This window comes from Aquabacterium lacunae (assembly GCF_004310865.1).
Classification (GTDB): domain Bacteria; phylum Pseudomonadota; class Gammaproteobacteria; order Burkholderiales; family Burkholderiaceae_C; genus Aquabacterium; species Aquabacterium lacunae.
The window spans coordinates 1-14,453 of sequence record NZ_SIXI01000001.1 but is presented as its reverse complement, the minus strand read 5'-3'; the positions used below and the strand labels follow the sequence as shown (position 1 = coordinate 14,453).

The 14,453-nt window shown below is 64.7% G+C and carries 10 protein-coding genes; 8 read left to right on the top strand and 2 right to left on the bottom strand.

The features are described from left to right. Window positions 1-9 precede the first annotated feature (9 nt). Window positions 10-786 (bottom strand): YoaK family protein, encoded by a 777-nt coding sequence (locus EYS42_RS00050; RefSeq protein ID WP_130965836.1) that lies wholly within the window; start codon window positions 784-786, stop codon window positions 10-12. A gap of 226 nt (window positions 787-1,012) precedes the next feature. Here EYS42_RS00050 and urtA point away from each other — a divergent pair, with 226 nt between their 5' ends. From urtA to urtE, 5 genes are all read left to right on the top strand, one after another. Beyond that, window positions 1,013-2,290: an urea ABC transporter substrate-binding protein gene (gene urtA / locus EYS42_RS00045; protein WP_207301076.1), complete on the top strand. Its 1,278-nt coding sequence runs from the start codon at window positions 1,013-1,015 to the stop codon at window positions 2,288-2,290. A gap of 270 nt (window positions 2,291-2,560) precedes the next feature. Further along, window positions 2,561-4,102 carry an urea ABC transporter permease subunit UrtB gene (gene urtB / locus EYS42_RS00040; RefSeq protein ID WP_130966480.1) on the top strand — a complete coding sequence of 514 codons (1,542 nt, stop codon included), beginning with the start codon at window positions 2,561-2,563 and terminating at the stop codon, window positions 4,100-4,102. A 10-nt stretch (window positions 4,103-4,112) separates the two neighbouring features. Continuing rightward, window positions 4,113-5,252, top strand: coding sequence for an urea ABC transporter permease subunit UrtC (urtC, locus tag EYS42_RS00035; protein WP_130965835.1), 1,140 nt, complete (start codon window positions 4,113-4,115; stop codon window positions 5,250-5,252). Next, window positions 5,249-6,145 carry an urea ABC transporter ATP-binding protein UrtD gene (urtD, locus tag EYS42_RS00030; RefSeq protein ID WP_130965833.1) on the top strand — a complete coding sequence of 299 codons (897 nt, stop codon included), beginning with the start codon at window positions 5,249-5,251 and terminating at the stop codon, window positions 6,143-6,145. Before urtC ends, urtD begins: the two co-directional genes overlap by 4 nt. Window positions 6,146-6,154: 9 nt before the next feature. Next, window positions 6,155-6,859 carry an urea ABC transporter ATP-binding subunit UrtE gene (gene urtE / locus EYS42_RS00025; RefSeq protein WP_130965832.1) on the top strand — a complete coding sequence of 235 codons (705 nt, stop codon included), beginning with the start codon at window positions 6,155-6,157 and terminating at the stop codon, window positions 6,857-6,859. Window positions 6,860-6,894: 35 nt separating this feature from the next. On the opposite strand, the gene EYS42_RS00020 is transcribed toward urtE, so the two are convergent. After that, complete coding sequence (locus EYS42_RS00020) at window positions 6,895-7,536, bottom strand: response regulator (RefSeq protein ID WP_130965830.1); 642 nt, start codon at window positions 7,534-7,536, stop codon at window positions 6,895-6,897. Window positions 7,537-7,657: 121 nt separating this feature from the next. Here EYS42_RS00020 and EYS42_RS00015 point away from each other — a divergent pair, with 121 nt between their 5' ends. From EYS42_RS00015 to EYS42_RS00005, 3 genes are all read left to right on the top strand, one after another. Continuing rightward, window positions 7,658-8,005 (top strand): FKBP-type peptidyl-prolyl cis-trans isomerase, encoded by a 348-nt coding sequence (locus EYS42_RS00015; protein ID WP_130965828.1) that lies wholly within the window; start codon window positions 7,658-7,660, stop codon window positions 8,003-8,005. Between the two features lie 7 nt (window positions 8,006-8,012). After that, window positions 8,013-8,447, top strand: coding sequence for a DUF1841 family protein (locus EYS42_RS00010; RefSeq protein WP_130965826.1), 435 nt, complete (start codon window positions 8,013-8,015; stop codon window positions 8,445-8,447). Between the two features lie 233 nt (window positions 8,448-8,680). Then, window positions 8,681-14,453: Ig-like domain-containing protein (locus EYS42_RS00005; RefSeq protein WP_130965825.1), on the top strand; the 5,773-nt coding region annotated here is incomplete at its 3' end.

Here is a 14,453-nt window from a genome sequence, read left to right as displayed (position 1 = left end):
CTTTCAGGATCAGGGCAGGTGGCGGGTGCCGTGGTGGCCTGGCATCAGCCGCAGCAGGTCTCGCCACAGCGGCGGCAGGGCCAGCGCCACCAGCAGGACGGCAATGGGCAAGGTGGCTGCAAAGCCGATGTGGCTGAAGGCCCAGGCTCCCACCAGCCCGCCCAGGAAGAAGCCTGTCAGGATCAGGCACAGCAGTTTCACCTTGCTGCGGTCGGCCTGCACGGGTGGCAGGCTCTGGCCGGGCTCGGGCCGGTTCCAGTACAGCATGCGCCCGATCTCGATGCCCAGGTCGGTGACCACGCCCGTGAGATGCGTGGTGCGGATCTCGGCCTTCGACACCTTGGTGATCATGGCGTTCTGCAGTCCCATCAGGAAGCACAGCAGCAGCACGGTCGAGGGCACAAACACATCGACCAGCAACTCCAGGTTGGCCCCCAGCAGGCCGAACAGCACCAGCAGCAGGGCTTCGACCAGCAGGGCGATGGCGTACTCGCTGTGCAGGTCTTGCCGGCGCGCCCAGTTGACCAGCGCGGCGGTGGTGGCGGCGCCCAGCATGAAGGCGATCAGCGACGACAGCCCGGCCATGGCGTAGGCCATCTGCCCCAGCACCAGCGAATCGGCAATCTCCGAGACGATGCCGGTCATGTGCGAGGTATAGCGGTGCACCGCGAGAAACCCGCCGGCATTGATGGCGCCCGCCACCGCCGCCAGGATGGTGCCCAGCGCCACGTTGGTGCGCCGGTCGCGCTCACGGGCGGCCAGACGGAGGTAAAGGTTGTTGGGCATGGGCTCAGCGGTGTGTGTTCATTCTAGAACCCTTGCCTCGGCAAGGTCCATGCCTGATCCAGCTGGCTGCCAGCCGCCGCCCGCATACGCCATGTGGCGTATTTCGCGATCCGGGGTGGCTCGGCACACTGAACACATCCGATCAATGAGTTGCCTTCAAAGCAGTTGTTGATGGGAGACAAGCCAACCCACTTGATCCCAACTCGCTTCCAAGGAGCGTTTTCACATGAACATCACCCGTCGCGCCGCCGCCCAGTCCCTCACCGCAGTCGCCCTGGGCGTCGCTGGCCTGGCTTTCTCGACCATGGCCCAGGCCGCTGACACCATCAAGGTGGGTGTGCTGCACTCGCTGTCCGGCACCATGGCCATCTCGGAAACCGTGCTGAAGGACACCGTCCTGATGGCCATCGACGAGATCAACGCCAAGGGTGGTCTGCTGGGCAAGAAGCTGGAGCCCGTGGTGGTTGACCCGGCCTCGAACTGGCCCCTGTTTGCCGAAAAGGCCAAGCAGCTGCTGACGCAAGACAAGGTGGCCGTGACCTTCGGCTGCTGGACCTCGGTGTCGCGCAAGTCGGTGCTGCCGGTTTACAAGGAAAACAACGGCCTGCTGTTCTACCCCGTGCAGTACGAAGGTGAAGAGCTCGAGAAGAACGTGTTCTACACCGGTGCTGCCCCCAACCAGCAGGCCATCCCCGCCGTCGAGTACCTGATGAGCAAGGACGGCGGTTCGGCCAAGCGCTTCGTGCTGCTGGGCACCGACTACGTGTACCCCCGCACCACCAACAAGATCCTGCGTGCCTTCCTGAAGTCCAAGGGTGTGAAGGACGAGGACATCATGGAGGAGTACACCCCCTTCGGTCACTCCGACTACCAGACCATCATCGGCAAGATCAAGAAGTTCGCTTCGGAAGGCAAGAAGACCGCCGTGGTCTCGACCATCAACGGCGACTCGAACGTGCCTTTCTACAAGGAACTGGGCAACCAGGGCCTGAAGGCCAAGGACGTGCCGGTGGTGGCGTTCTCGGTGGGTGAAGAAGAGCTGCGCGGTGTGGACACCAAGCCGCTGGTGGGCCACCTGGCCGCCTGGAACTACTTCATGTCGGTCAAGAGCCCCGCCAACGACGAGTTCATCAAGAAGTGGTCGGCTTACGCCAAGGCCAAGAACATCGCCGGTCACAAGGACAAGCCCCTGACCAACGACCCGATGGAAGCCACCTACATCGGCATCAACATGTGGGCCCAGGCCGTCAAGAAGGCTGGCAGCACCGACACCGACAAGGTCATTGCTGCCATGGCCGGTCAGACCTTCAAGGCCCCGGGCGGCTTCATGTCCAAGATGGACGAGAAGAACCACCACCTGCACAAGCCGGTGTTCATTGGCGAGGTCAAGGCTGACGGCCAGTTCAAGGTGGTCTGGAAGACCCCTGGCCCGGTCAAGGCCCAGCCCTGGAGCCCCTACATCCCTGGCAACGACAAGAAGAAGGACGAGCCGGAAGGCAAGTGATCTTCGGCTGGCCTGGGGCCAGCCTGATGCGAGTGCCCGTCCTCGCGCCTGGTGCCACGTGGCGCCAGGCCTGACGGGATGAACCATGAAGCAGAGCGGTTCGCCCCTCGGGCGTCACCCGAGGGGCGTTTTTTTTCTGCAATTTCGAACATGGCGAACAAGGACCGACCTGTGAACCGATACAACGCTGAGACCGCAGCCCGGCCCGCCGCATGGCGACGCTGGGCCTTGGGCGTGTCGTGCAGCCTGAGCTGCCTGCTGGGGGCCCTGATGCCCACTGGCGCACACGCCTTGACGATGGAAGAGGCCTTGTCGGTTTCTGCCGGCGACAACGATGCCCGCATCGCTGCCCTGCAGAAGCTGCTGCCCAAGAATGACCCGGCCCTGAGCCCCTTGCTGGAGGCCTTGATGGCTGACAGCGTGAAGGTGGCCGGCCAGAAGGTGTTCATCGTTGACGGTGAGGTCGCCAAGGATGCCGTGACAGGCCAGGTCGTGCCGCTGCCCGAGGGGGCGGAAGACGTGGTCAACAACAACCGGATGAGCAGCGAGATCGAGGCGGCCCTGGCCGCTGGCAAGTTGGGCTCACCCGACGTGGCGCTGCGCCAGGAGGCCGTGGAGGCCCTGGCCGCCGCTGCAGATGAATCGAAGCTGCCCATCATCGACAAGGCCCTGGCGGCCGAGCAGGATCCGGCCCTGAAAGCGCAACTGGAGACGGTGCGCGCCAAGGCCTTGCTGCAGGCTGCAGATCCTGCGCGCCGCATCGAGGCCGCACAGGCCCTGGGCGGTCAGGGCACCCCAGGTGCTCGCGCCCTGCTGATGGAGCGCCTGGCCGAGGACGGCGAAGCCGACAAGGCCGTGCAGCAGGCCCTGCGCATGGCCCTTGAAGAGGTCAACGCCACGCTGGCCTGGGGCGAGCGCGTGGGTGTTTTGTTCACCGGCATCAGCCTGGGATCGATCTTGCTGCTGGCCGCGCTGGGTCTGGCCATCACCTACGGCCTGATGGGCGTGATCAACATGGCCCACGGCGAGCTGATCATGATCGGCGCCTACGCCACCTTTGTGATCCAGAACCTGTTCCGCCAGTACCTGCCCGACCAGTTCGCCTGGTACCTGGTGGTGGCGATTCCTTGTGCCTTCATGGCTTCTGCGCTGGTCGGCGCCGCCCTGGAGCGCACCGTGTTCCGCTTCCTGTACGGTCGCCCCCTGGAAACGCTGCTGGCCTCGTGGGGCCTCAGTCTGATCCTGATGCAGGCCGTTCGCACGGTGTTCGGTGCCCAGAACGTGCAGGTCGAGAACCCCAGCTGGATGTCGGGCGGATATGACCTGTTCAGCAACCTCACGCTGCCCTACAACCGCCTGGCCATCATCGTGTTCGCGGCGCTGGTGCTGGTGGGCATGACCTTGCTGATCAACAAGACACGCATGGGCCTGTTTGTGCGCTCGGTCACCCAGAACCGCCCCATGGCCTCGTGCATGGGTGTCAACACCGCCCGGGTCGACACCATGGCCTTTTCGCTGGGGGCCGGCATTGCAGGCCTGGCGGGCTGCGCGCTCTCCCAGATCGGCAACGTGGGCCCTGACCTGGGGCAGGGCTACATCGTCGACTCGTTCATGGTGGTGGTCACCGGGGGCGTGGGCCAGATCGCAGGCACCGTGTACGCAGCCCTCGGCCTGGGCATGATCAACAAGTTCCTGGAGGGCTGGACCGGCGCCGTGCTGGCCAAGATCTTTGTGCTGGTCTTCGTGGTGATCTTCATTCAGAAGCGCCCGCAAGGTCTGTTCGCCATGAAGGGCCGCAGTGCCGAAGCCTGAGGAGACACAAATGAGTGCTGTTCTGAATGCCATCTCTCCCACGGCCGGCATCACCGTCCCCCGCAGCGCCCTGGGCGCCAAGGGCTGGACGGCTTTGATGGCCGCCGTGATCACCGTGACCTTGCTGGTGCCGCTGCTGAACCTGGTGGTGCCGGAGGGCTCGCCTTTGCATCTGTCGGACTTTGCCGTGGCCCTGATCGGCAAGATCATGTGCTACGCCATTTGTGCGCTGGCCATGGACCTGATCTGGGGCTACACCGGCATCCTGTCGCTGGGCCATGGCCTGTTCTTCGCGCTGGGGGGCTATGCCATGGGCATGTACCTGATGCGCCAGATCGGGCGTGACGGCAGCTACAAGAGTGACCTGCCCGACTTCATGGTTTTCCTGGACTGGAAGGAAGTGCCCTGGCACTGGGCCCTGAGCGAAAGCTTCATCGGTCAGATGCTGCTGGTGGTGCTGGTGCCTGGCCTGCTGGCCTTCGTGTTCGGCTTCTTTGCCTTTCGCAGCCGCATCAAGGGGGTGTATTTCTCGATCATCACCCAGGCCATGACGTTTGCAGCCATGTTGCTGTTCTTCCGCAATGAAACCGGTTTCGGCGGCAACAACGGCTTCACCGACTTCAAGCGCATCCTGGACATCCCGCTGGCCCAGCCGTCTACCCGCATGGTGTTGTTCGTCATCACGGGCCTGACGCTGATCGGCTTCTTCCTGATGGCCCGCTGGCTGGTGAACACCAAGTTCGGCCGCGTGCTGCAAGCCATCCGCGACGCCGAAAACCGTGTCATGTTCTGCGGCTACAACCCGCTGGCCTACAAGCTGGCCATCTGGACGCTGTCGGCCGTGATGTGCGGCATTGCCGGTGCTCTGTATGTGCCGCAGGTGGGCATCATCAACCCCAGCGAGATGTCGGCGGCGGCGTCCATCGAAATCGCCATCTGGGCGGCGGTGGGTGGCCGGGCCACCCTGATCGGCCCGATCATCGGTGCCTTCTTCGTGAACGGCGCCAAGAGCTGGTTCACGGTCGAGTTCCCCGAGTACTGGCTGTATTTCCTGGGCGCGCTGTTCGTGGCTGTGACCCTGTACCTGCCCCAGGGCATCGTGGGCGGCGTGCGCAAGCTCTTCAACAAGAACGCTGAGGTGAAAGCATGACCCCCGACCTGATGGAAGAAGGCGCCCGCACGCTGGTGCGGGCCATGAACACGCCCACCAATGCGGGCGAATCGGGCGGGCGTGAGGCCAGTTACGGGCGGGTGCTGGAACCTGGGGCGCTGGACCTGGCCCACGGCTCCATCCTCTACCTGGACGACATCGAGGTGAGTTTTGACGGCTTCAAGGCGCTCAACAAGCTCTGTCTGAACATCGCGGTTGGCGAGATGCGCTGCATCATCGGCCCCAATGGCGCCGGCAAGACCACCATGATGGATGTCATCACCGGCAAGACCCGGCCCGACAGTGGCACAGCGTTTTTCGGCTCCACGCTGAACCTGCTGACCATGCGTGAAAACGACATCGCCCAAAAGGGCATCGGCCGCAAATTCCAGAAGCCCACGGTGTTCGAGCACCTCAGCGTGTTCGAGAACCTGGAGCTGGCCCTCAAGGCCGACCGCCGTGCCCGTGCCTCGGTGTTCTTCAAGCTCAGCGGTGAGCAGCTGGACCGCATCTCGGCCATGCTGCAGCTGATCCACCTGAAGGACCAGGCCCAGCGCACAGCCGGTCTGCTGTCGCATGGCCAGAAGCAGTGGCTCGAGATCGGCATGCTGCTGATGCAGGACCCCAAGCTGCTGCTGCTGGACGAACCTGTGGCCGGCATGACCGACGAAGAAACCGAGCGCACGGCCGAGCTGTTCCTGTCGCTGGAAGGCGCGCATTCGCTGGTGGTGGTCGAGCACGACATGAAGTTCATCCACGAGCTGACCACGCAGGGTGCCACCGCCGGCAAGAAGAAGGTGACCGTGCTGCACGAAGGTTCGGTGCTGGCCGAGGGCACGCTGGCCGAGGTGCAGGCCAATGACAAGGTCGTCGAGGTTTACCTGGGCCGCTGAGGAGACAACATGCTGAAAGTTCAAGCCGTCAACCAGTACTACGGGGGCTCGCACATCTTGCGTGGCCTGGATTTCGAGGCCAAGGTGGGCGAGGTCACGGTGGTGCTGGGCCGCAATGGCGTGGGCAAGACCACCTTGCTCAAGAGCCTGATGGGCCTGGTGCCCATCAAGTCAGGCAGCATCAGCCTGGACGGGCAGGGCATCGACAAGCTCAAGCCTTACGAGCGTGTGCGCCTGGGCGTGGGCTATGTGCCCCAGGGGCGGGAAATCTTCGGGCGCCTCACGGTGGCTGAAAACCTGCAGATGGGCCTGGCCAGCAAGCCGGGCAGCACGCCGGTGCCCGAGCAGCTGTTCGAGCTGTTCCCGGTGCTCAAGCAGATGATGCATCGCCGAGGCGGCGACTTGTCAGGGGGGCAGCAGCAGCAGCTGGCCATTGCCCGAGCCCTGGCCGCAGGCCCCAAGATCCTGATCCTGGACGAGCCCACCGAGGGCATTCAGCCCAGCATCATCAAGGACATCGGGCGGGCCATCCGCAAGCTGGCCGACGAAGGCCTGAATGGCCAGAAGATGGCGGTGGTTCTGGTCGAGCAGTTCTACGATTTTGCAGCCGAGCTGGCCGACCAGTATCTGGTGATGGAGCGCGGCGAAATCATCCGCCGAGGTCGTGGCGACAGCATGGAAGCCGATGGTGTGCGCCAGCTGATGTCGATCTGACGCCGCTGTGAAAAGGCAGGTTCAGCGCCGGTGCCTCAGTGCAGGCGCTGAACCAGGTTGCGCAGGGCCATGTTCAGCTCGACGAAGCTGATCGGCTTGACGAAATAGGCGTCGGCGCCACGCTCCAATGCGGCCACGCGGTCTTCCACGCGGCCGTTGGACGACATGAACACCACACCGCAGCGGCTGCGACGGCGGATGCGCACGGCCAGGTCCAGGCCGTTTTCGTCGGCGTTCAGGTTCACATCCAGCAAGATGATGTGTGGCTGGAACTCGTCAAACACCCGTTCCAGCTCGCGGCCGTTTTCCAGGCTGCGCACCACATGGCCAAAGGCGGCCAGGCTGCTGGTCAGCATGTCGCGGAACAGGGGCTGGTCTTCCACCACCAGCACGCGGATCGGGCCTTCGATCTGGGGCGCTTGCGCCGGCGGCAGGACGTTGACTCGGGCGTTGGTGTCACGCTCGGCCAGGCACACCCTCACCAGTTCGGCCACCGAATCGACGCCCATGCGACGCATCACCTCGGCGCGGTGGGCTTTGACCGTGTGCACAGTGGTGCCCAGGCGCTCGGCGATGGCCTTGCTGGTCAGACCTTCCACGATCAGGTCACAGACTTCCTGCTGGCGAGGGCTCAGGGCTTCCTGGCGTCGGTCGGGGGCGTTGGGCACAGAGGACATGGCGGAGGGCTGAGAACAGTTGCACAGATTTTAGGCGATGGCCCACCACTGGCGGCCCTTTTCTGGCTGACGTAGACTCTGCGCCTTTCCATCTTTGTTTCCATCTAGCGAGAGTCACGCCATGAACACCACGCCCTCAGGCCTGCAATACGAAGACACCGTGGAAGGCAGCGGCGCCGTTGCCAAGGCCGGCCAGTATGTCACCGTGCATTACACCGGCTGGTTGTATGAGAACGGGGTGAAGGGCGCCAAGTTCGATTCCAGCAAGGACCGCAACGATCCCTTCGAGTTTCCTCTCGCGGCCGGTCACGTGATCCGGGGTTGGGACGAAGGTGTGCAGGGCATGAAAGTCGGTGGCACCCGCGTGCTGGTCATCCCCCCAGCCCTGGGCTATGGTGCCCGCGGCGCAGGCGGCGTGATCCCCCCCAACGCCACCCTGATGTTCGAAGTCGAACTGCTGGAAGTCTGATCACCGCATGTTTGCCACGCCCAGCCAGTCGGATGTCCGGCGGTTCTTCTGCGAGACCTGGGGCAAGCGCCAGGCGGGGCAGCCCCTGACGCCCCTGGAAACGCTGGCAGCCGACTGGATCGAGCAGCATCCCGAGTACCACATCGATCTGATCGATGTGGAGGCGGCCCTGGCGGCACAGTTTCAGGTGGAAGAAGGGCGCACCAACCCGTTCCTGCACCTGTCCATGCACCTGTCGATCACCGAACAGGTCAGCATCGACCAGCCCCGAGGCATTCGTGCGGCAGTCGAGAAACTCGCGGCTCGACGGCAGTCTCTGCATGAGGCGCACCACGAAGTCATGGAAGCCCTGGGTGAAATGATCTGGGCGTCTCAGCGCAGTGGCTTACCGCCCGACGGGGAGGCCTACATTGCCAACGTTTTGGCACGGGCCACCCGCTGACCGCGGCATTGGTTGCAACCCCGGAAAAGGGCGCCCTGGTGGCGCCCTTTTTGACTTTTCCGGACAAGCTGTGACCTTGCGCACGAAAAATGCCATTCCTTATGGCGAGGTGCATTCCTCATTTGTGTGACTTATGGCACCCGAATCCGGGGTTTGCATGACTTTTGGCACACCGCGCCAGGGGGCTTGTTTACACTCGGTTCCATTCCGTTTTCCTGGGTAATGGGACTCGTATGCCTATCCTCGCCAAATCTTCCACTGGTACCGTGACCGGCGTCTGGGGCGCTGCCTTTGTGCGTCTGCCTTCCGGCAAGCTCAAGCCTGTCAAGGTGGGGGATGAAATCAAGAAGGGCGAGGAAATCGTCACCGACAAGAACGGCGGGCTGGAAATCACGCCAGCCAAGGGCAAGCCAGTGAAGGTCGAGCCCCAGAAAGACAAGCCGGTGCTGGCCCAGGGCGATGACCTGGAGCAGACCCTGGCGGCCATCGAGCGCGGCGACGAAGATGCTGCCGCTGCGGCCGGTCTGGCGGGTGGTGAAGGGGGGGGCGGCCTGCGCCCGGGCCTGCGTGTCGACCGCGTCCAGGAAGACGTGACTCCGCAGAGCTTCACCTACAGCACCGACCGTGGCAACTTCGAAGTGCCTGAAAACGGCACGTTGGAAGACGAGCTGTTTGCCGCCCCGAACCCCCTGGACGACGCCGCGGTGCAATCCATCAGCCCGGCCACGGCCGTTGAAGGCCAGGGTCTGGTGTTCAACATTGCACTGGACCGCGCCACCACCAGCCCCACCGTGCTGAACCTGCAGCTCAACAGTGGCACGGCCACCGTGGGCTCGGACACCAGCGCACCCATCGAGGTCAGCTTCGACAACGGTGCCACTTTCCAGACCGTCGCGCTGGACGGCAACCAGGCGGCTTCCGTGGTGGTGCCTGTGGGCGCCACGGGTGTGGTGGTGCGCGTACCCACCGTTCTGGACAGCGTCAGTGGTGAAGGTGTCGAGGGCCTGAGCCTGTCGGCCGGTACCGACACAGGCACGGCCTTGCAAGGCCAGGGCACCATCACCGACGCCGACCCGGCCTCGGTGGTGTCGATTTCCGATGCCGAACCCGCCAGCGAAGGGGGGCTGTCGAGTTTCACGCTGCGCCTGGATCGTCCCAGCGCTCAGGACACCGTGCTGCGTCTGCGCACGGTCAGTGGCACCGCCGACAGCGTGCAAGATCTGCAGCAGCAGGAGTTCGACGTCACCATCCCCGCAGGTCAGACCAGCGTGGTCGTTCAGATCGGCCTGCGCCAGGACCAGGTCACCGAAAGCACCGAAACCTACAGCGTGGTCATCGGTTCGGTGCTTGCCGGTCAGGCAGTGATCGGCGACGGCACGGGCACGGCCAGCATCCTGGACAACCCGCCGGTGCTGTCCATTTCCGACGCCAGCGGCGCCGAAGGTGGCGACGCACGTTTTGAGCTCACACTCAGCCGCCCGGCCGATCAAGACATCACGGTGTACCTGCGCACCGTCAGCGGCTCAGCCTCTGACGCCGACGACCTTGGCGGCTTCCAGGGCTTCCCCGTCACCATCAAGGCCGGTGAAACGCGTGCCCCGATCGATGTTGCCCTGTACTTCGACGACATCCCGGAGGGTGCCGAGAGTTTCCAGGTCGAGATCGTCAGCATTGACCCGGTCACGCTGCCGGGGGGCGCCCAGGTGCCGCCGGCCGCGGTGGGCAAGGGCGTTGGCACCGGTGTGATCACCGATGTGGACGTGCCAGCGGTCAGCACGGTGTCTTCGCCGCAGGTGGTCGAAGGCGGCAACCTGATCTACAGCGTGAACCTGGAGTCGGCCGCGCCGCGCGGCATGACGGCGTCTTTCGCGCTTTCCGGCAGTGCCGATCTGGGCGCTGACCTGAAGCAGCAGGTGTTCGATGCGCAAGACCCGGCAGACACCAGCGACGACATCCTGGCGCCTGTGGTGGAGGTCAGCTTCGACAACGGCCAGACCTGGGTGAGCGCGACAGCGTTGTTGCCCAACGAGTTCTCGGTGACTGTGCCGGAGGGGGCGACGTCCTTCTTGGTGCGTGTGCCGACCACCGACGACACCCTGGTTGAGAGCCCAGAGGCTTTGGTGCTCAGCGTCAGCACGATCGGTAACGCTTCGCCGGTGGAGGGCTCTGGCCAGATCCTCGACAACGAGAACGACACGCCCACCCTCGACCTCGACAAGAATGATTCAGCCGGTGTCGCAGGCACCGGGTTTGCACAAAGCTATACCGAGCAGGGCGCTCCCGTGGGCATTGTCGATGCCGACGTTGAGGTCACCGACCGCGAAGGCAACCTGGCCAAGGCCACCGTCACCCTGACCAACCCACAAGCCGGTGATGTGCTTTCAGTGGGCACCTTGCCCGCAGGCCTGAGCTTCACGGTCACGGGCAACGTGATCGAGATCAGTGGGGTGGCCTCGTTGGCCGACTACCAGGCGGCACTCAAGGCCATCACATTCTCGAACTCCTCGGACAGGCCCAGCGAAACGCCGCGAAACCTGACCATCGTGGTCAATGATGGCACATCGGATTCGAACGTGGCCACCACCACCATCGCGGTGACGGCCGTGAACGACAAGCCGGTGCCTCAGCCTGACCCGGACGAGCCCGATGCTTACGACCCGATCGTCAACAACTACAACAAGGCCACGCCGGAAGACACTCCGGTGTCGGGCAAGGTGGTGGGCAGCGACGTCGATGGCGACCCGCTGACCTATGGTCTGAGCACCAACCCGGCCCAGCAGCCCAAGCACGGCACGGTGGTGGTCAATGGTGACGGCACCTGGACCTACACCCCGGCGCCGAACTACAACGGCCCGGACAGCTTCACGGTCACGATCGATGACGGCAAGGGCGGCGTCACCACCACGGTGGTGAACCTGAACGTCACGCCGGTCAACGACCTGCCGGAGAGCCAGAACGAGACACGCGTCATCGACGAAGACGGCAGCTACGTGTTCCTGTCGGGCGACTTCAAGGCCACCGACGTGGACGCAGGCGACAGCCTGCAGGCCGTGCGCATCACCACGGTGCCGGCCAAGGGCGCACTGCTGCTCGATGGCGTGTCTGTGACGGCTGGCCAGGAAGTCTCGGCCGCTGACATTGCGGCCGGCAAGCTGGTGTTCAAGCCGGCGGCCGACGAGAACGGCACGGCATACGCCAAGTTCGACTTTGCGGTCATCACCGGCGTGGCCGGCCAGGCCGCCACGATCGGCGCCGACGCGACCCCGAACACCTTCACGATCGACGTCAAGCCGGTGAGCGACTCGCCGGCCGGCTCGAACGACCAGGCCACGACCAACGAAGACCAGCCGGTGCTGATCGACGTGCTGGCCAACGACCGCGACGCCGACCTGGGCGACGTGCTGAGCATCACGGAAGTCGATGGCAAGCCCATCACGCTGGGTGGTGCCCCGGTGGCTGTGGCCAACGGCACGGTCAGCCTGGTGCTGGATCCGGCCACGAACAAGCCGGTGCTGTCGTTCACGCCCGCGGCGAACTTCAACGGTGACGTCACCTTCACCTACACCGTCACCGACGGCACGACCGAAGTCAGCCCGACCGTGTCGGTGTCGGTCAAGCCGGTGTCGGACACGCCGGAAGGCGCCGACGTCACCCGCGCCACGCAGGAAGACGTGCCGTACGTGGTCAAGGGCGAAGACCTGGGCCTGACCGATGTTGATGGCGACGCCCTGAAGGCCGTGCGCATCGACACGCTGCCGACCGATGGCAGCCTGCAGCTCAATGGCGTGCCGGTCACGGCAGGCCAGGTGATCAGCGCGGCCGACCTGGCCGCAGGCAAGCTGGCCTATGTGCCCGATGCCAACGAGAACGGCGCGCCGTACGGCAGCTTCACGTTCTCGGTGCAGGACACCAGCGGCGCCTTTGACGCAGCGCCGAACACCTTCACGCTGAACGTCTCGAACGTCAACAACGCCCCGGTGGCTGCCCCTGACGAGCGCAGCGTGAGCGAAGACGGCAGCCTGGACATCCCGGCGGCCAACGGCGTGATCCGCAGCGGCGACGCCGCCACGGGCAAGGACAGCGATGCCGACGCGGGCGACCAGCTCAGCGTCTCGGCCATCAGCTTCACCCGAGCCGACGGCTCGGTGGTGGTGGGCACGGTGGGCCAGCCGATTGCGGGCCTGTACGGCACGCTGACGCTCAAGGCCGACGGCTCGTACACCTACACCCCGAACGCCGAAGCGCAAAAGCTCGACGATGGCGAAACCGCCAAGGACGTGTTCAGCTACACCGTGCGTGACGCAGCGGGCCTGACGGCTGGCTCGACGCTGACCATCAACGTGGGCGGCGCCAACGACGCCCCGGATGCGGTGGACAACAGCTACGTGGTGGTGGAAGACACGCCGACCACGGTGAACCTGATTGCCGACAAGGCCAACAACAACATCAGTGGCGATGCCGACAGCGATGTCGATGGCGAGCCGCTCAAGCTCACGCAGATCAACGGCGCGAACGTCAAGGCCGGTGACACGGTGGACCTGCTGGTCAACGGCCAGAAGGTGGCCACGCTGACGGTGGTGTCGGAAGACGGCCGTGTGACGATCGACCCGGTGGCCAACTACGTGGGCCCGCTGAACTTCACGTACACCGTCAGCGACGGCACCACCACCGATGTGGCGAACGTGAACGTGACGGTCGACAGCGTGAACGATGCGCCGGTGGCGCGCAACGACGTGGTCGGCGGCGACGAAGACACGCCGTTCAGCTTCGACCCGCGTGCCAACGACACCGACCCGGAGAACAACCCGCTGACCATCCTGACGGTCAACGGGCAGCCGATCAGCGTGACGCAGCCGGTGGTGATTGCCGGCAAGGGCACGGTGAGCATGAAGCCCGATGGCTCGCTGGAGTTCAAGCCTGAGCCGAACTTCAACGGCAGCTTCGACGTGCCGTACACGGTGAGCGACGGCCAGCCGGGCTCGGTGCCGCAGCAGGCCAGCATCACGGTGACCATTGCACCGAAGAATGACCTGCCCACCCCGAACCCGGAAGACCCCGAGTTCGACCCGGTGACCAACAAGTTCGTGGCCACCACCAACGAAGACACCCCGGTGTCTGGCACGGTCACGGCCACCGATGTGGACGGCGACAAGCCCACCTACGCCCTGAGCACCGACGCGGCCAAGCAGCCGCAACACGGCACCGTGACGGTCAATACCGACGGCAGCTGGACCTACACCCCGGCGCCGAACTACAACGGTGAAGACGTCTTCACCGTGCTGATCGACGACGGCAAGGGTGGCGTGACCGAGACGCAAGTGCGCGTGACGGTCAACCCGGTCAACGACCTGCCGGAGAGCCAGAACGAGACACGTGTCATCGACGAAGACGGCAGCTACGTGTTCCTGTCGGGCGACTTCAAGGCCACCGACGTGGACGCAGGCGACAGCCTGCAGGCCGTGCGCATCACCACGGTGCCGACCAAGGGCGCACTGCTGCTCGATGGCGTGGCTGTGACGGCTGGCCAGGAAGTCTCGGCCGCTGACATTGCGGCCGGCAAGCTGGTGTTCAAGCCGGCGGCCGACGAGAACGGCACGGCATACGCCAAGTTCGACTTTGCGGTCATCACCGGCGTGGCCGGCCAGGCCGCCACGATCGGCGCCGACGCCACCCCGAACACCTTCACGATCGACGTCAAGCCGGTGAGCGACTCGCCGGCCGGCTCGAACGACCAGGCCACGACCAACGAAGACCAGCCGGTGCTGATCGACGTGCTGGCCAACGACCGCGACGCCGACCTGGGTGACGTGCTGAGCATCACCGAAGTCGATGGCAAGCCCATCACGCTGGGTGGTGCGCCGGTGGCTGTGGCCAACGGTACGGTCAGCCTGGTGCTGGATCCGGCCACGAACAAGCCGGTGCTGTCGTTCACGCCCGCGGCGAACTTCAACGGTGACGTCAGCTTCACCTACACCGTCACCGACGGCACGACCGAAGTCAGCCCGA